Genomic DNA, 16962 nt, shown 5'->3' with positions numbered 1-16962 from the left:
AATCACGTTGGTTGCGATATAGGCAGAGATATCTCCTGCTTGCGTCTCAATAAATGGTAGGGCTGTGATTGATCCACCACCAAGCTCGTCAGAAACTTTGGCTGAGCGCTCAAGCAAACGGCTGTGGAGGTAGAAAACATCCCCTGGGAAGGCTTCACGACCTGGTGGACGACGAAGCAAGAGAGAAAGTTCACGGTAAGCTACCGCTTGTTTTGAAAGATCATCATATACAATCAAAACATGCTTCCCTTGGTACATGAATTCTTCTGCCATAGCAACACCAGCATAAGGAGCTAGGAAGAGTAATGGAGAAGGTTGTGAAGCTGAGGCTGTCACAACGATTGTGTAATCCAAAGCACCGTACTGACGTAGTGTTTCTACTTGCGTACGAACGGTTGATTCTTTTTGTCCAATCGCTACATAGATACAAATCATATCTTGACCTTTTTGGTTCAAGATGGTATCGATTGCAATGGTTGTTTTCCCTGTCTGACGGTCACCGATGATCAGCTCACGCTGACCACGACCAATCGGTACAAGGGCGTCAATAGCTTTCAAACCTGTTTGCAATGGTTCTGATACAGACTTACGCTCCATAACACCAGGAGCTGGTGCTTCTACTGGACGAGTCTTGTCAGTATGGATTTCTCCGAGACCATCAACGGGACGACCAAGTGGGTCCACAACACGTCCAATCAAGTTATCACCGACAGGAACTTCCATGATTTTACCCGTACGACGGATAGTGTCTCCTTCACGGATATCCGTGAAGTCACCGAGAATGATAATCCCAACGTCTGTTGATTCCAAGTTTTGCGCCATACCATAAGAGCCGTTTTCAAAAATTAAGAGCTCTCCGCTCATGGCATTTTCAAGGCCGTGGGCACGTGCAATACCGTCCCCGATATAGGTTACAACACCAGTTTCAGTCACATCAAAATTGGGTTTGAAATTTTCAATTTGTTGCTTAATTAAAGCGCTGATTTCTTGTGCGTTAATTGCCAAAAGAACACCACTTTCTATTTCAAATTTTCTTTAACAACACGAAGTTGCTGTTTAATACTCACATCAATTGTCTTGTGATTGGCAAAAATGACAAAACCACCAATGAGACTTTCATCGATTTGTTCTTTGATAGTCCGAACTTTCAGAGACATTTTTTTCTCAATCAAAGGAAGCAATCGCGCCTTCTGGTCATCTGTTAATGGATGAGCGGAGGCAATCGTTACTTCAAATCGATTCGTTTCTTTTTCAAGTCGACTCAAACAATCTACAATTACTTCATAAAATAAATTTGCTCTGTGATTGTATAGCAGCACCTGAATAAAGTTTTGCATTAATGGTGACACTGAGTCTCGGAAGAAACGAACGGTTTTTTCCTTATCCGACTCATCTACTGCCACTTGACCTAAAAAAGAAGGCAAGTCTGTTTCTTCTGCGACTTGCTTGATTTGAGCTAAGTCAGAAAAGATACGGTCTTCTTCTCCCTTTTCAATCACCAATTGGACAAAAGGCATGCTGTATTTTTCAATTACCTTTACTGTCTTTTTGTCCATTAAGCTTCTCCTAGCTGATCGATGTACTGATCAATGAGTTCTTTATGGGCTTGTCCGTCAAGGTTTTGTGAGATGATTTTACCAGCGAGACTAATCGTCAAATCTGCTACCTCACCCTTAACGCTTTGTAAAGCTTCCGCTTTATTTTGAGCAATTTCTTGGTTAGCTTTTTCTTTCAAGCGTCCTGCTTCCAGTTTCGCCTCAGCCAAGATGTCAGCTCTACTTTTCTCAGCTGTTTCCTTTGCATTCTCGATAATTGTCTTAGCTTCCGAACGGCTACCTGCCAACTCAGCTTCACGTTTGCTAGCGAGTTCTTCGGCCTTCTTACGGGCAGCTTCTGCTCCGTCAATATCTGAAGAAATTTTTTCAGCACGTTCATCTAAAATATTGGTAAGATTTCCCCAAGCGAATTTTTTAACTAAAAAGATTAACAAAAGGAAGGAACCAGCGATAAGAATAAAGTCACCAATAATGGTACTAATAGTTAAATCCATCTTCTAATCCTCCTCTACTTACTCTTCCCCAGCATTTATCTTCTTACCAATGTACATCGATGACAACATGGTAAAGACATAGGCTTGAATACATGAAATGAAAATCGAAAAGGCTGTCCATAACATGTTTGCGATAAAGGCCAAAGGATACCAATAAAAGGCATTTTGTGCTAAGGCTAGTAACAAGCCAGCCAAGACTTCACCGGCAAAAATATTTCCGTATATCCGAATTGCCAAAGAGGCAAAATTGGTGAACTCTTCTAAAAGGTTCATCGGAGTCATAAAGCCAGGTGTAACAAATGCTCTCAAATATTCTTTAATGCCTCTACGACGAACTCCTTCTACATGGGCGATCAAAGTGATCAATAACGAGAGGGATAAGTCGTATCCAAGGTTAGCTGTTGGGGAAGTCCACAAGTTATAACCGTTTGTTGTTTGTACTTTTGCCATTAAACCAATATTATTGGCTACCAAGATAAACAAAAATAGAGAAAACAGGAACAAGGAATAATCCTTCATATAAGTTTCCCCAATATTTCCCTTGGAAAAGCTAATCACAAAATCATAAATCATCTCAAGAGCATTTTGTTTCCCCTTTGGACGGATTGTCATTTTACGACTAGTCCAGTAAACAAAAGCAAAGACCATCAAAACAGTTACAAGAGACATGGCAAGTAGGGTCAAATCAAAGGATATAGGTCCAATATTTAAGGTTGGATTCACACTTTCTTCCATGGTTTGACACCTCTTTTTCTAAATAGAGTGGTCTATTTGATAACGAATGACATCGCCAAGGTTACAAAGAAGGTACCTTCAACAAAAGCAACCCCAAGAATCAACAGACTACGTAATTGGTCGATAATTTCAGGTTGGCGTGCAGCAGATTTGAAAAGACTACTCATAATCATTCCTTCAGCGATTGAAACACCAAAGCAGGCAAAACAAAGACCCAAAAATGTTAAATTCATAATGAATTCTCCTTTTTTATTTAAATTTACTTCCTTAGTTTAGTCCTAAAATTTGTTTTTGTCAACTTTTTACTAACATTGAAAGCGTTTAAGATAATTAATTTCTAATTTTACTATTTTTAGTACTATTATATGGAAAAGTTTTCTTTTTAAGGTGAGAAATTCCGTATTTTTTCTAATTTTTCTGAAACAAAATGAAAGACCCAAGCTTAAAAACTTGGATCTATTTTTGTCTATTTGAAATAAAATGAATGATGAAGTTTGCAAGCTGGATTAAACGGACATGAGCAGAATGGACAAGCTATCTGTTTTTGATATTCTTGAAATGTCATAGTCCTCTTACAAGCCCCACATAAAATCGGTCGATCCTCAGAAAGCGCCAAGTGATAGGGAGAAAATACATGTGTCTCCATCGCATTGTGACACTGATAACATGCGTAGTATTTCTTGCATTCATAACACTGGAGTGCAACAACATCCTTTTCACTATGATAATGAACACATCTGCTTTCATCATCTACCAATAAACCTTGTGCTTGAATCATTCCCTTTTCCTTATCTAGGCACGAACTGTAACACTTGTCCCGTCTTCCTTATAGAGGTTGATGAGCCCTTCTTTCAGAGCACGAACCATGTCACCTGCTTGTACAGGTTGTGGAACCTTGATTGTCAAGAGTTCCATTGGATTTGGAGCACGATCGATTTTATTTCCCTTAGCATCGTGAAGATCCTCGATATAGGTTTCAAAATGACGGAAACCTGGTCCATAAAACTCAACTTGATCGCCTTCGTTGATGACATTTCGTTGACGAATGGTTGCTGTCTGGGTTGCTTCATCATAAGAAACGACTTCAGCTACAAACTTATACTCAGGAATCTTACGGCGAGCACCAAATAACTGCTCATTCTCAGACGGCGTACCATAGTAGAATCCTGTTGCCAATTCACGCTGGGCAACCTTCCACATCTCATCCACCAAGTCTTGTTTGATGGATTCAAACTTTTCAGGGCTTTCGAGATAAGCATCCACAGCTGCCTTGTAGCAGTTGGTTACTGTTGAAACATAGTGAATAGACTTCATTCGACCTTCAATCTTGAGACTATCTACACCATTTTCAATCATATCTGGGATATGGTCAATCATGGACATGTCAACGGCAGACATCGAAAATTCTTCTGGGATTTCACCTTTAAGACTCTTACGTTCTTGACCAAAAGGCATATCGTAGAGGTCGTATTTCCAACGGCAAGACTGAGAACAGCCCCCGCGGTTAGCATCACGCATACTCATGTGGTTTGAAAGCGTACAGCGACCTGAGTAAGAAATACACATGGCTCCATGGACAAAAGCCTCAATCTCAACATCTGTACGTTTGCGAATCTCTGCCAATTCTTCCATTGAAACTTCACGAGCCAAAACCACACGAGTTAGACCAAGTTCTTTCCAGAACTCTAGAGTTTCATAGTTGGTTGCACTGGCTTGAGTTGAAAGATGGATTTCAAGTCCTGGTGCTTCGGTTGCTGCAATCATAATCAAGGCCGGATCTGACACGATAACTGCGGCAATCCCGATGTCACGCAACTTACGGAACCATTCTCCAGCACCAGCTTCGTTTCCTTCGTGCATAACCATGTTGGCAGCCACATAGACCTTGGCACCGTACTTAGCAGCAAACTGGACTCCTTCTTCCATCTGCTCAAAGGTAAAGTTTCCAGCACGGCTACGAAGACCATAGGCCTGTCCACCGATGAAGACTGCGTCCGCACCATATTGAACAGCTACTTTCAGTTTTTCTAAAGTCCCAGCAGGTGAAAGAACCTCAGGACGTTTTAATGTTTTTGTCATTTTTTCTCCTATTTGCAATATAAAAGTTTGACGTTTTTCCTTCTCATTTTATAGTAAATAATGAATAAAATCAAGCCTAGACAAATTGTTTTGACAATTCTAATCTTCTTAGAAACTAAAAACTAGCCTTTCTAGACTAGTTGTTTTCAAGATAAAATTCAAAGCGTTCACCCACATACTGACTCTTAACATATTCAAAAGCCGTCCCATCATCGAGATAAGAAACCTGAGTCAAGGCTAAAATGGCATGCCCCTTTTCAACTTCTAGATAGTGAGCAATCTTTTCCTTAGCCAATCTCGCATAAATGGTCTGTTGGGATTTGCCAATCCGGTAGCCATGTTGCTGCAAGGTCTGAAAGAAATGACTGGTTACTTCTTCTTTTTTAAAATTCTTAATAAATTTTTCAGGAATGGATGCGACTTCATAGACTAGTGGAACTTGATCGGCATACCGAACCCGCTCCATACGGATGATATTCTCAGTTGGTGAAATACCTAGCTTTGCCACTTCCTGCTCATTGGGAATGGTTCTCCTATAGGAAATCAGCTGACTAGAAGGAACTTTCCCTTGGGATTTGACAATCTCCGTAAAACTAGTGGTGCCCCGCATTTTTTCTTGGACACGAGTGCTAGAGACAAAGGTCCCACTTCCTACACGACGCTCCAAAACTCCTTCCTCAACTAAGAGAGAGATAGCCTGGCGTAATGTCATCCGGCTCACTTGAAACTGTTCAGCTAAATCTCGCTCACTTGGAAGTCTCTCTCCGATTTTCCAATGATGCTCATCTATATCCTTCTTGATCTGATCGTGGATTTTCATATAAGCTGGTAACATGATTCTCACTTCTTTTCTTTATTTTCTCCATTGTACCGTATTTGCTAAGAAAAAGTCAAACTTTGCCTTGTTTAGTTGGTAATTCGCCCCTATTTGTGATAGAATATTGAAAAAGATATTTCTTTTGAGAAAGGAAAATGATGAGCAAGATTTCAACTGATTTGCAAGATGTCGAAAAAATCATCGTACTGGACTATGGTAGCCAATACAACCAGCTAATTTCACGCCGTATCCGTGAAATTGGTGTTTTTTCAGAGCTAAAAAGCCATAAGATTTCAGCAGCAGAGGTTCGTGCGATTAACCCGGTAGGGATCATTCTCTCAGGTGGACCAAACTCTGTTTACGAAGAAGGTTCATTTGATATTGACCCAGAAATTTTTGAACTTGGTATTCCAATTTTGGGAATCTGCTATGGTATGCAACTTCTTACCCACAAACTTGGAGGTAAGGTTGTCCCAGCAGGTGATGCTGGAAACCGCGAGTATGGTCAATCCCCACTTACTCACACTCCTTCTGCCCTCTTTGAAGGTACACCAGAAGAACAGATTGTTTTGATGAGCCATGGCGATGCTGTTACAGAGATTCCAGCTGATTTCGTTCGTACTGGAACTTCTGCTGACTGTCCTTATGCAGCTATTGAAAATCCAGACAAACATATCTACGGTATCCAATTCCATCCAGAGGTTCGCCATTCTGTCTATGGAAATGATATCCTTCGCAACTTTGCACTTAATATCTGTAAGGCTAAAGGCGACTGGTCAATGGATAACTTTATCGAGATGCAGATTCAAAAAATCCGTGAAACTGTTGGAGACAAACGTGTCCTTCTCGGTCTATCTGGTGGTGTTGACTCTTCTGTCGTTGGCGTTCTTCTCCAGAAAGCAATCGGCGATCAATTAATCTGTATCTTTGTAGACCACGGTCTTCTTCGTAAAGGGGAAGCAGACCAAGTTATGGAGATGCTTGGTGGTAAGTTTGGTTTGAATATCGTCAAAGCAGACGCTGCAAAACGCTTCCTTGACAAACTTGCTGGCATTTCTGACCCTGAACAAAAACGGAAGATCATCGGTAACGAATTTGTTTATGTCTTTGATGACGAAGCAAGCAAGCTCAAAGATGTGAAATTCCTTGCTCAAGGAACTCTTTATACTGACGTGATCGAGTCTGGAACTGATACAGCCCAAACCATCAAGTCACACCACAACGTAGGTGGCCTTCCAGAAGACATGCAATTTGAACTTATCGAGCCACTCAATACTCTTTACAAGGATGAGGTTCGTGCTCTCGGTACAGAGCTTGGTATGCCAGACCACATTGTATGGCGCCAACCATTCCCAGGACCAGGACTTGCGATCCGTGTCATGGGTGAAATCACTGAAGAAAAACTTGAAACAGTCCGTGAATCAGACGCAATCCTTCGTGAAGAAATTGCTAAAGCGGGACTTGACCGCGATATCTGGCAATATTTCACTGTCAACACAGGCGTTCGTTCAGTAGGTGTTATGGGTGACGGTCGTACATATGACTACACCATTGCCATCCGCGCTATCACTTCTATCGATGGTATGACAGCTGACTTTGCCAAAATTCCATGGGAAGTTCTTCAAAAGATCTCAGTACGTATCGTAAATGAAGTGGATCACGTTAACCGTATCGTCTACGATATTACAAGTAAACCACCTGCAACTGTTGAGTGGGAATAGAGTTAATGATTTTAAAAAGCCCTAGAAATCAATCTTTCTAAGGCTTTTTCTTTCATATTTTTAAAATCAGAATTTTTTGTAATATGGAAAGTCCTTGAGCTTCAACTCCCCTTTTTAAATCCCTAAAATCATGCTATAATATAATAAGTATAAGTCCAATAAACTGACCATAGAAGTCAGCGATAAAGATTTCTTACATCATCCGTAAGTGTTATTCTACTCTGATTCATACTATAATGAAAGTAACAAAAGATGGAGGTGTTTCACATGGAAACCATTTTACGAGTAGAATCATTAACAAAGCATTATGGAAAAGAGCCGAATATCACCAAGGCCTTGAACGGCATATCTTTTCAAGTTGTAAAAGGTGAGTTCTTAGGAATTATGGGGAGTAGCGGTTCTGGGAAAACAACCCTTCTTAACTGTCTCGCCACAATCATAAAGCCAACTGACGGCTCTATTCAAATGCAAGAAAAAGATTTAGGTCAATTAAAAGGTAGTCAGTTATCTGATTATCGTGGCAGGGAAACTGGCTACCTCTTCCAGAATTTTGAGCTTTTGGACAATCTGACAGCCAAAGAAAATATTTTACTCCCCTTGTCTTTGCACAAGGTCGATGCCAACGAAAGCAAGGTTCGGTTAGAATTGCTTTCCCAATATCTAGATATTTCTGAACTTCTGGATAAGTTCCCATCTCAATTATCAGGTGGTCAACGGCAAAGGGTAGCTGCTGCTCGTGCCTTGATTTTAGACCCTAAGATTGTATTTGCGGATGAGCCCACTGGGGCTTTGGATTCAAAAAATGCGACCATTTTGATGCAAAAATTATCCGAAATGAATCAAGTGGAAGAAACCACCATTCTCATGGTGACCCACGATTCCGTCGCAGCCAGCTTTTGCAACCGCATCTTGTTTATCCAAGACGGAAAACTCTTCCATGAAATCCGTCGCGATTATCCAAGAGAAAGTCAAGAAGACTTCTACCACAGAATACTAAAGGTCATGGCAGCCCTAGCTGGAGGTGATGGCAATGTTTTCTAAATTAGTCTCAAGAAATAGCAAGAGGGATCGAAAGAATAATGGCTTGTATTTCAGTTCCATGGTTCTTTCTATTATCTCCTTTTACATCATCCTTTCTTTGTCTCATCAAGATGTGATAATCTTTCTAAAACAAATAGAAAGTGATGCTGTAAATAAACTCTTTGGCATGATTCCCATTCTTTATGTAGCAACTCTCTTTATTCTATTCTTTCTAGTCTATTTCGCAAGCAGTATGCAGATGGAAAGGAGAAAACATGAATTTGGTGTTTATCTCACACTAGGCATGCGGAGAAGCAAACTCTTCTTACTACTTCTCCTTGAGGATTTGAGAAACAGTATCCTTGCTCTTGGAATAGGCCTTCCTATTGCCATCTTAATTTCGGAACTAATTAGTCTAATAACAGCCAAAATTGTTGGGTTGGGGATTATTGAACATCAATTTTCTCTATCTACTACAGCTCTACTCTATACAGTCATCGGCTTCCTAGCTGTTAAATTAGTCGTCTTTGTTCTTTTAAGTGCAAAAACAGCCAATAAGGAAATCGGAGATCTTCTTGCCTTTTCTCCTTCTGGTATGAAGAAACTACTTCCCAAGGGGGTATACCTTCTTGCTTCCGTCCTCGGAATCTTGCTTCTCGGAACAGCCTATTACTTGGGGATGAGTGGACGTGCTTGGGAAAGTGTCATAACCATGGGCATCACTGTTTTCCTGGGAACTCTAGGAACTATCCTACTCTTCTTTGGTATGCGTTTATTTATAGACATTCTAATCAATCTTGGTAGCCATCGAAAACTCCATACCTATAATTTTAGACAGATTCAGGAATTAGTTATCCAGCGCTCAACTATACTGGCCATCTGCTCGCTCTTAATCTTCTCTGCCTTGTGCCTCTTTGGTGCAGGTGTTGCCATTGCAAGTGGCAATTCTGGTAATCAGGCTCATGTCTTAGATTATACATTTAGAGATAGCAAGCAGGAATCAGATGAAAATCTTGATGTGAATACAGTTAAAAAAGAGCTTGAATCAGAAGGACTAGCATCACAGTTCTCAAAGATTCTACAAATCAAAGTCGGGAAACCAAAAGAAAACGAGTCCGTGTCCTTCGAAGAGATCATCAATGAGTTGAAAAAGCAAAAAGGCAGCAAGAACAAGGAAATTTTGCTCCAAAGATTTAAACAGTCTACTACTTCCCACCTCATACCAGTTTCCGAATACAATGAACTTAGAAAAGCTGCCAATCTCCCTCCTTTAGAATTAACTAGTAAGGAAGCCTACTTGTATATGGGAAAAGATTTTCTCCCTGATGAGAACTTGGTTAACTCTGTCCTAAAGACAAATCCTCAAATCAACGTCATGGGAAATGATATAAAATTGATTGGCGAAGTACAGTCTTTACCGATTGTAACGGATCGTGAAATCACCCTCTCTGTTGCCCTCATAGTCACAGATGAAGTCTTTATGAACTATACAGACGGTCACTATTCGAACTATGTCAGCGGTATCTTGGCTCCTGAGCTAGTCAAGGAAAAAGGCCTGATGAGAGCTATCTCAGATACAAATGAAAAGCTGAATCAAACCTCTCTTGGCTATGAAAGTTATATACAAAATATGGGAAGACAATTATTTTACATTATCTCTGCCAGCTATATCACTATATATCTGGCTATCATCTTCCTTGTTGTCGCAAATACAATCATCGGTGTCCAGTTTTTGATGGGACAAAGACAATCCTACAGACGATACCAAACCTTGATCCATCTCGGAGCCAACTACGAAACTCTTTGTAAATCGTCAGAAAAGCAAATTAACTGGTATTTCGGTCTACCAATAGCCCTTGCACTTATCAGTAGTAGCTTCGGAGTGAGCTCCCTCCTCACAGGAATTGTACCCGCTAGCGCAAGAATGGTTATGGGGCAGAAATTTATGACAGCTATGCTAATCGTACTGCTCTTAGCTGGTTTTGAAGTCATCTATATCAGAATTGTAAAGAAAAATAGCAATAATTACTTGTTGTCCTTAATGGAACCCAAAAGAGATGAATAAAGTAGAATAAAATAGGAAAAGGAGGAGCCGATATGAAGCATATTCTGGTAATTGAAGATGAAGCCTTGATTCGAGATGAAATTGTTATCTTGTTAGAGAAAGCGGGTTATCAAGTTGATAAGTTGACTGACTTCAAAGATACAAGCCAGCAAGTGCTGCAATACAATACGGATCTAATCATACTTGATTTGAATTTGCCGGGAGAAACAGGTTTTCAAATTTTTAAAAATCTCAAGTCCAAACGCTCTGTGCCCATATTGGTTCTCACCTCTCGTGAACAATTAAAAGATGAAATCTATGCCCTGAAATTAGGGGCAGACGAGTACTTAACAAAGCCTTTCAAGAAAGAAAGATTTTTGGCACGTATAGAAAATATCTTGAAACGCTATGAAGGCAGACAAAATCTACTTGAAAAAGATAATTTTCTGCTGGATAGACAGACCTATACCCTTTATATCAATGGACAATCTATATTACTCCCCCAAAATCAAGGAAAACTGTTAGAAACCTTATTGGTTACTAATGCTCCTGTCGTCACTAAAGAAGAATTAAGTATGAAATTATGGAACACAACTGAGTTTATCGATGAAAATGCTCTTCAAGTAAATATTGCAAGGCTCAAAAAGGTGATGAAACAGGCTGGCATTGCCCTTCAAGTCAAGTCCGTCAGAGGTATTGGTTACAAGATAAAAGAGGTAAGTCCAGATGAAACAGAATCTTAAATATCTAGCTACTTACCTTCCCTGGTTACTTGTTCTTTTAGCATTTGATCTATTCACAGCTGTCCTGCTTTGGCTTTCAGACGTGAGAAAGTTTCAAGTCCTCATCCTCCTCTATCTCTTAGCTACAGTCCTACTCTTTTTTATCCTATCACTCCTACTTATAAGAAAAGAAAGAAAAAAATCAGCTGCTTATAAAGCCTTCATAGCCAATCCTAAGATAGATACGGAGCTGGAATTATTGCGTTTATCAAGCGCCTCAGAGAAAGAAAGCATCGAAGAAATCGCAAATGCGCTTTACCAAAGGCAGGCGGAAATAGGAAAACTCAACTCATTACTATCCGAGTACGAGGACTATGTTGAAAAATGGGTTCATGAAATCAAACTCCCTCTATCGCTTCTTTCCCTCCTTTTGGACAATCAAAGTGACCAGCTGCCTAAGAATACAGCTTTTAAGTTAGACTATGTAAAAAATCAAATCCAAGGAAATGTATCACAGATACTATTCTATTACAGGGTTAAAAGTGAAAAAAATGATTTTCTATTTGAAGATGTCGACCTCCAAGAGTGTATCCAAGATCTTTTGGAAAACTTTGATCCCTTGATTAAAGAAAAAAATTTTACGATTCATCTAGAAAATATACAGGGAAACTACTACACCGACCAACGCAGTTTTGAATTTATCCTGTCTCAAATACTAGCCAACGCCCTTAAATATAGCTCTGACAAGCCAGAATTCAAAATTTCTATGTCAAGTGACAAGGGGCGCACAAGTCTGATTATTAGGGATAATGGCTGTGGAGTTAAAGCTTGCGACCTCCCTCATATATTTGAAAAAGGATTTACTGGTGATTCAGGAGAGACAAGGAAAAAATCAACAGGCATGGGTCTCTATCTTGTCAAACAATTAGCAGATGCTTTAAAAATCGACATCGTAGTAAAATCCGAATGGATGCAAGGATTTGAGATTACTCTTTCTATTTAGTAATTTTTCGATTAAGAAAATTGCCTAATCATAGAATGCACATATTTTATATCAAAAAGGAAAGCACCTCTGCTTTCCTTTTTCTTATTTCCGCTTCTTCTTCGCTTTTTTCATTTTGTTAGCCATGCGTTTCATAGACTGTTTCATGGCAAATTCACCGATTTTACCCTTGAGTCCACCACCAAACATCTGGCTCATATCTGGCATTCCAGCTCCTCCAAGAGCTGACATATCTGGCATGCCGCCTTGTCCCATCATTCCTTCAAGGGCAGACATATCCATCCCGCCCATATTTGGCATATTTTTAGGGAGGTTATTTGGATTAATGCCCATTTGTTTCATCATTTTGTTCATATCACCAGACATGACACCTTGCATGAGCTGTTTGGCCTGGTTAAAGTCCTTGATGAATTTATTGACTTCAACAAAGGTATTTCCAGAGCCTGCAGCAATACGACGGCGACGACTTGGATTTAACAAATCAGGATTTTCACGCTCTTCAGGAGTCATAGAAGACACGATGGCACGTTTACGCGCAATCTGGCGCTCATCCACCTTCATATTTTGAAGAGCTGGATTGTTAGCCATACCTGGAATCATCTTGAGCAAGTCTTCCATTGGCCCCATATTTTGCACTTGATCCAACTGATCGATGAAATCATTGAAATCAAAGGTGTTTTCACGCATCTTCTCAGCCATTTCAAGGGCTTTCTGCTCATCGTATTCCTGAGAAGCCTTCTCAATCAAGGTCAGCATATCCCCCATACCAAGGATACGGCTTGACATACGATCTGGGTGGAAGGTTTCGATATCTGTAATCTTTTCACCCGTACCAGTGAACTTGATTGGTTTTCCAGTGATGTGACGAACAGATAGGGCCGCACCACCACGAGTATCCCCATCAATCTTGGTAAGAATAACCCCAGTCACTTCTAACTGAGCATTAAACTCACGGGCAACATTGGCCGCTTCCTGACCGATCATGGCATCAATGACGAGCAGGATTTCATTTGGTTGAGCCAAGGCCTTAACATCACGAAGCTCATTCATCAAGAGCTCATCAATCTGCAAACGCCCTGCCGTATCAATCAAAACATAGTCGTTGTGATTAGCCTGCGCTTGCTCCAAACCTTGTCGAACAATCTCAACAGCTGGTACTTCTGTTCCAAGAGCGAAAACAGGAACATCAATCTGCTGTCCAAGCGTCTTCAACTGATCAATGGCAGCTGGGCGGTAAATATCTGCAGCAATCATCAAAGGACGAGCATTTTCTTCCTTCTTGAGTTTGTTAGCCAGCTTACCAGCAAAGGTTGTTTTACCAGCCCCCTGCAAACCAACCATCATGATAATCGTAGGAATCTTTGGTGACTTGATAATTTCAGCCGTATCAGATCCTAAAATGGCTGTCAATTCCTCATCAACGATTTTGATAATCTGTTGTGCTGGATTAAGGGTATCAATGACCTCGTGTCCGACTGCGCGTTCACGAACCTTCTTGATAAAGTCCTTTACAACTGGCAAAGCAACGTCGGCTTCCAGCAAGGCCAAACGAATTTCTTTGGTTGCTTCTTGGACATCAGCCTCAGAGATTTTTCCTTTTTTACGTAGATTTTTAAAGACGTTCTGCAAACGTTCTGTTAAACTTTCAAATGCCATTTTTTTCTCCTATTTACTCAATTCAGTGGAAATCGTCCGAAATGTTGCAAACACTCAAGTTCTTCGGGTGTGATTTCTTTCATGATTTCATTTGGATATCCCCAACAGCTAAAACCTATTTGCATAGCTTTGGAGATATCATTGGGCGAGATAATCTGTAGTCGAGTAGGAAATGGTTCCTCTGCGGCTAATAGTTTGCAAGGTAATCCTTGATAAACAACTACACTGCCCATGATTACTCCCGATTATCAATGCTTGTTAAAATTTCTATCTGCTCCTGAAGAAACTCATCCTTAGGATAGCGCTCCAAGATCTGGTCAAAAATCTGACTACGGACAATGTAGTCTGAATACATGTGCAATTTCATCTCATAGTCTTCTAAAATCTTTTCTGTCCGCTTGATATTGTCATAAACAGCTTGGCGACTAACACCGAACTCTTCAGCAATCTCCGCAAGACTGTAATCATCTGCATAGTAGAGTTCAATATAATTCATCTGCTTATCTGTCAAAAGCGCAGCATAAAATTCAAAAAGCGCATTCATGCGATTGGTTTTTTCGATTTCCATAACCTTTATTATACCAAAAAATCTATCATATCGCTATACTAGAAGGCCTTCTAAGATAATTTGAATGAAAAAAGAACCTTGCAAAGCAAGATTCTTTTAGTGTCTGACTTAAATAATTGTTCTTCTGGGAACTAAATCGAATTAAGCTTCGATTTCTGTAACCATACCTGAACCAACAGTACGTCCACCCTCACGGATAGAGAATGTAGTACCTTGTTCTACGGCGATTGGGTGGATCAACTCAACGTCGATAGTCACGTTATCACCAGGCATTACCATTTCAGTACCTGCTGGAAGTTCGATTGAACCTGTAACGTCAGTAGTACGGAAGTAGAATTGTGGGCGGTAGTTGTTGAAGAATGGAGTGTGACGTCCACCTTCTTCTTTAGTAAGGATGTAGACTTCACCTTTGAATTTAGTGTGTGGGTTGATTGAACCTGGTTTAGCGATAACTTGTCCACGTTCGATTTCGTCACGTTGAACACCACGAAGAAGGACACCTACGTTATCTCCGGCAAGACCTTCGTCAAGTTGTTTACGGAACATTTCAACACCAGTAACAACTGCTTTTGAAGTTTCTTCTTTGATACCAACGATTTCGATTTCGTCGTTGACACGAACAGTACCACGGTCGATACGTCCTGAAGCAACTGTACCACGTCCAGTGATTGAGAATACGTCCTCGACTGGAAGAAGCAATGGTTTGTCAGTGTCACGTTCTGGTTCTGGGATGTACTCATCAACTGTGTTCATCAATTCCATAACGATGTCTTCATACTTAGTGTCACCTTCAAGAGCTTTAAGAGCTGAACCTTGGATAACTGGAAGGTCATCACCTGGGAAATCGTATTCTGAAAGAAGGTCACGGATTTCCATTTCAACCAACTCAAGCAACTCTTCGTCATCAACCAAGTCAACTTTGTTCATGAAGACGATCAAGTGTTTAACACCAACCTGACGTGAAAGAAGGATGTGCTCACGAGTTTGTGGCATTGGTCCATCAGTTGAAGCTACTACAAGGATAGCTCCGTCCATTTGAGCGGCACCAGTAATCATGTTTTTAACGTAGTCCGCGTGTCCTGGAGCGTCGATGTGAGCGTAGTGACGTTTTTCAGTTTCGTACTCAACGTGCGCAGTGTTGATGGTGATACCGCGTTCGCGTTCTTCTGGAGCAGCATCGATAGACGCATAGTCTTTAGGTTGGTTAACTGAAGAAGGCAAGCGACGTGCCAAAACAGTTGTGATAGCTGCAGTTAGGGTAGTTTTACCGTGGTCAACGTGTCCGATAGTACCAATGTTAACGTGTGGTTTACTACGATCGTATTTTTCTTTTGCCATTTGAGTAAAAGCCTCCAATAAAATATATTTTATAGATAGACAGTAGGCAATACAGTCTAACTTTCCTTACTATTTTATCAAATTTCAGCTAAATTGCAAGTGTTTTACACATATTTTGTTAATTAATCTAAATCTTATGGGATCCCTTTCTTCCGCTTCTTATCAAGATCCTCTGTTCTATCATATTTTAGTTTTAAAGCTTATTTATATAAGTAAAAAAACCAGGTTTCCCTGATTTTTAAACTGATTCTGTTTTTTCTTGTTCTTTGGCTTCCTTATGATTTTCATACAATTTCGCAAAGAACTTAGTAATTTCTTTTAAGATAGAATAGCTAGGTACTGCTACTACCATACCAATCACACCATAGATATTACTTGATAGTAAGAGAAGGACTAAAATGGTGATTGGGTGAACTTTCATAACCCCTCCAACGATACGAGGGTAGAGAATATTGCCATCAACCTGTTGAATAATCAGCATATAGACAACTGCAATTAACATTCGTTGAGGATCGGTGAATACATTTGCAATAATCATCGGAATCAAACCAATACTTGGACCAACATATGGAATCAGATTGGCAATTCCAGAAAAAATAGCAAAGACTAAGGCATACTTCAAACCAATAACACTGTAACCCACATAGGCCAAACATCCAATTATGGCAGCATCAATCGCAATTCCACTGATATATCTTGCTACAGTTGCGTTCAAGTTTTTCAAGAGACTGGTTAGGTTCAGCTTGTCATGTTTGAGAACTGTTCGTTCCAACATCGGTAAAAATTTGTTGCCATCCAGTAGGAAATAGATCAAGAAGACCGGAGTCATAATTAGAATGAGGATCGTACTAAATAAAGCAGAAAGGACACTTCCTAAGCTATTGCTGACGCTATTAAGGATATTTTGGAGAATATCAACATAGGATAGATTTAACTGTTGAATGGTTTTTTGGATATCAATATTTTGGAAAATAGGATTCATTGATAAATCAATAACCAAATCCTGCAGTCTGCTGTAGATATTTTGGCTAGAGATAATCAAACTTGTCAGCTGGTTGATCAAAATAGGTAAGAGATAAACTACACCAACCACGATGGCTCCAATCAAGGCGCAAAGAGTGACAAAGACACCAATCAAACGATTGATCTTACATCTTTTCTCCAAGAAGGTTACGATTGGATTTGTCAGGTAGTAGAAAAATCCCCACC

Annotated in this window: 18 protein-coding genes; 5 read left to right on the top strand and 13 right to left on the bottom strand. The window is 40.1% G+C overall.

The window, feature by feature from the left end; genetic code table 11:
• The 8 genes from atpA to SORDD24_RS07475 form a co-directional block, all read right to left on the bottom strand.
• The coding region (gene atpA / locus SORDD24_RS07505) for a F0F1 ATP synthase subunit alpha (RefSeq protein ID WP_061409197.1) at nt 1-1005 on the bottom strand (1005 nt) is incomplete at its 3' end.
• Nucleotides 1006-1019: 14 nt separating this feature from the next.
• Entirely contained in the window at nt 1020-1556 is a 537-nt protein-coding gene (locus SORDD24_RS07500) for a F0F1 ATP synthase subunit delta (RefSeq protein WP_061409194.1), read from the bottom strand.
• Nucleotides 1556-2050, bottom strand: a complete 495-nt coding sequence (gene atpF, locus SORDD24_RS07495) for a F0F1 ATP synthase subunit B (protein ID WP_061409191.1) — start codon at nt 2048-2050, stop codon at nt 1556-1558. The genes SORDD24_RS07500 and atpF overlap by 1 nt, the downstream gene beginning before the upstream one ends.
• Before the next feature lie 18 nt (nt 2051-2068).
• Nucleotides 2069-2785: a F0F1 ATP synthase subunit A gene (atpB, locus tag SORDD24_RS07490; RefSeq protein WP_061409189.1), complete on the bottom strand. Its 717-nt coding sequence runs from the start codon at nt 2783-2785 to the stop codon at nt 2069-2071.
• A 32-nt stretch (nt 2786-2817) separates the two neighbouring features.
• On the bottom strand, nt 2818-3018 hold the full coding sequence (locus SORDD24_RS07485; RefSeq protein WP_061409186.1) for a F0F1 ATP synthase subunit C: 201 nt from the start codon (nt 3016-3018) through the stop codon (nt 2818-2820).
• 233 nt (nt 3019-3251) lie between these two features.
• Nucleotides 3252-3563 carry a CHY zinc finger protein gene (locus tag SORDD24_RS10930; RefSeq protein ID WP_081103550.1) on the bottom strand — a complete coding sequence of 104 codons (312 nt, stop codon included), beginning with the start codon at nt 3561-3563 and terminating at the stop codon, nt 3252-3254.
• 14 nt (nt 3564-3577) lie between these two features.
• On the bottom strand, nt 3578-4864 hold the full coding sequence (locus SORDD24_RS07480) for a peptidase U32 family protein (protein WP_054362569.1): 1287 nt from the start codon (nt 4862-4864) through the stop codon (nt 3578-3580).
• Between the two features lie 136 nt (nt 4865-5000).
• Nucleotides 5001-5699, bottom strand: coding sequence for a GntR family transcriptional regulator (locus SORDD24_RS07475; RefSeq protein WP_061409183.1), 699 nt, complete (start codon nt 5697-5699; stop codon nt 5001-5003).
• A 140-nt stretch (nt 5700-5839) separates the two neighbouring features.
• On the opposite strand from SORDD24_RS07475, the gene guaA reads away from it, so the two are divergent.
• The 5 genes from guaA to SORDD24_RS07450 all read left to right on the top strand — a co-directional run bounded on the left by guaA (nt 5840) and on the right by SORDD24_RS07450 (nt 12191).
• Nucleotides 5840-7402 (top strand): glutamine-hydrolyzing GMP synthase, encoded by a 1563-nt coding sequence (gene guaA, locus SORDD24_RS07470; RefSeq protein ID WP_061409180.1) that lies wholly within the window; start codon nt 5840-5842, stop codon nt 7400-7402.
• Between the two features lie 267 nt (nt 7403-7669).
• Nucleotides 7670-8443, top strand: a complete 774-nt coding sequence (locus tag SORDD24_RS07465) for an ABC transporter ATP-binding protein (RefSeq protein WP_061409177.1) — start codon at nt 7670-7672, stop codon at nt 8441-8443.
• Nucleotides 8433-10487: an FtsX-like permease family protein gene (locus SORDD24_RS07460; protein WP_061409173.1), complete on the top strand. Its 2055-nt coding sequence runs from the start codon at nt 8433-8435 to the stop codon at nt 10485-10487. The genes SORDD24_RS07465 and SORDD24_RS07460 overlap by 11 nt, the downstream gene beginning before the upstream one ends.
• 32 nt (nt 10488-10519) lie before the next feature.
• On the top strand, nt 10520-11209 hold the full coding sequence (locus tag SORDD24_RS07455; protein ID WP_061409171.1) for a response regulator transcription factor: 690 nt from the start codon (nt 10520-10522) through the stop codon (nt 11207-11209).
• Complete coding sequence (locus SORDD24_RS07450) at nt 11193-12191, top strand: sensor histidine kinase (protein ID WP_061409168.1); 999 nt, start codon at nt 11193-11195, stop codon at nt 12189-12191. The genes SORDD24_RS07455 and SORDD24_RS07450 overlap by 17 nt, the downstream gene beginning before the upstream one ends.
• An 84-nt stretch (nt 12192-12275) precedes the next feature.
• On the opposite strand, the gene ffh is transcribed toward SORDD24_RS07450, so the two are convergent.
• The 5 genes from ffh to SORDD24_RS07425 form a co-directional block, all read right to left on the bottom strand.
• Nucleotides 12276-13847 (bottom strand): signal recognition particle protein, encoded by a 1572-nt coding sequence (ffh, locus tag SORDD24_RS07445; RefSeq protein ID WP_061409165.1) that lies wholly within the window; start codon nt 13845-13847, stop codon nt 12276-12278.
• A gap of 17 nt (nt 13848-13864) precedes the next feature.
• Complete coding sequence (locus SORDD24_RS07440; RefSeq protein ID WP_061409162.1) at nt 13865-14080, bottom strand: hypothetical protein; 216 nt, start codon at nt 14078-14080, stop codon at nt 13865-13867.
• A gap of 2 nt (nt 14081-14082) precedes the next feature.
• Nucleotides 14083-14415 (bottom strand): putative DNA-binding protein, encoded by a 333-nt coding sequence (locus SORDD24_RS07435; RefSeq protein ID WP_061409159.1) that lies wholly within the window; start codon nt 14413-14415, stop codon nt 14083-14085.
• 141 nt (nt 14416-14556) lie between these two features.
• Nucleotides 14557-15753, bottom strand: a complete 1197-nt coding sequence (gene tuf, locus SORDD24_RS07430) for an elongation factor Tu (RefSeq protein ID WP_061409157.1) — start codon at nt 15751-15753, stop codon at nt 14557-14559.
• Nucleotides 15754-15991: 238 nt separating this feature from the next.
• Nucleotides 15992-16962, bottom strand: a 971-nt coding sequence (locus SORDD24_RS07425; RefSeq protein WP_081103549.1) for an AI-2E family transporter, incomplete at its 5' end; no start/stop codon positions are given.

It is taken from the genome of Streptococcus oralis (assembly GCF_001579175.1).
In the GTDB taxonomy this organism is placed as follows: Bacteria; Bacillota; Bacilli; order Lactobacillales; family Streptococcaceae; genus Streptococcus; species Streptococcus oralis_O.
The sequence above is the reverse complement of the archived record's forward strand: the minus strand, read 5'-3'. Positions and strand labels throughout refer to the sequence as shown.

Coding starts and splice junctions, on each gene's coding strand:
- SORDD24_RS07500 (WP_061409194.1), bottom strand. CDS start 1,556: ATGGACAAAAAGACAGTAAAGGTAATTGAAAAATACAGCATGCCTTTT.
- atpF (WP_061409191.1), bottom strand. CDS start 2,050: ATGGATTTAACTATTAGTACCATTATTGGTGACTTTATTCTTATCGCT.
- atpB (WP_061409189.1), bottom strand. CDS start 2,785: ATGGAAGAAAGTGTGAATCCAACCTTAAATATTGGACCTATATCCTTT.
- SORDD24_RS07485 (WP_061409186.1), bottom strand. CDS start 3,018: ATGAATTTAACATTTTTGGGTCTTTGTTTTGCCTGCTTTGGTGTTTCA.
- SORDD24_RS10930 (WP_081103550.1), bottom strand. CDS start 3,563: ATGATTCAAGCACAAGGTTTATTGGTAGATGATGAAAGCAGATGTGTT.
- SORDD24_RS07480 (WP_054362569.1), bottom strand. CDS start 4,864: ATGACAAAAACATTAAAACGTCCTGAGGTTCTTTCACCTGCTGGGACT.
- SORDD24_RS07475 (WP_061409183.1), bottom strand. CDS start 5,699: ATGTTACCAGCTTATATGAAAATCCACGATCAGATCAAGAAGGATATA.
- guaA (WP_061409180.1), top strand. CDS start 5,840: ATGAGCAAGATTTCAACTGATTTGCAAGATGTCGAAAAAATCATCGTA.
- SORDD24_RS07465 (WP_061409177.1), top strand. CDS start 7,670: ATGGAAACCATTTTACGAGTAGAATCATTAACAAAGCATTATGGAAAA.
- SORDD24_RS07460 (WP_061409173.1), top strand. CDS start 8,433: ATGTTTTCTAAATTAGTCTCAAGAAATAGCAAGAGGGATCGAAAGAAT.
- SORDD24_RS07455 (WP_061409171.1), top strand. CDS start 10,520: ATGAAGCATATTCTGGTAATTGAAGATGAAGCCTTGATTCGAGATGAA.
- SORDD24_RS07450 (WP_061409168.1), top strand. CDS start 11,193: ATGAAACAGAATCTTAAATATCTAGCTACTTACCTTCCCTGGTTACTT.
- ffh (WP_061409165.1), bottom strand. CDS start 13,847: ATGGCATTTGAAAGTTTAACAGAACGTTTGCAGAACGTCTTTAAAAAT.
- SORDD24_RS07440 (WP_061409162.1), bottom strand. CDS start 14,080: ATGGGCAGTGTAGTTGTTTATCAAGGATTACCTTGCAAACTATTAGCC.
- SORDD24_RS07435 (WP_061409159.1), bottom strand. CDS start 14,415: ATGGAAATCGAAAAAACCAATCGCATGAATGCGCTTTTTGAATTTTAT.
- tuf (WP_061409157.1), bottom strand. CDS start 15,753: ATGGCAAAAGAAAAATACGATCGTAGTAAACCACACGTTAACATTGGT.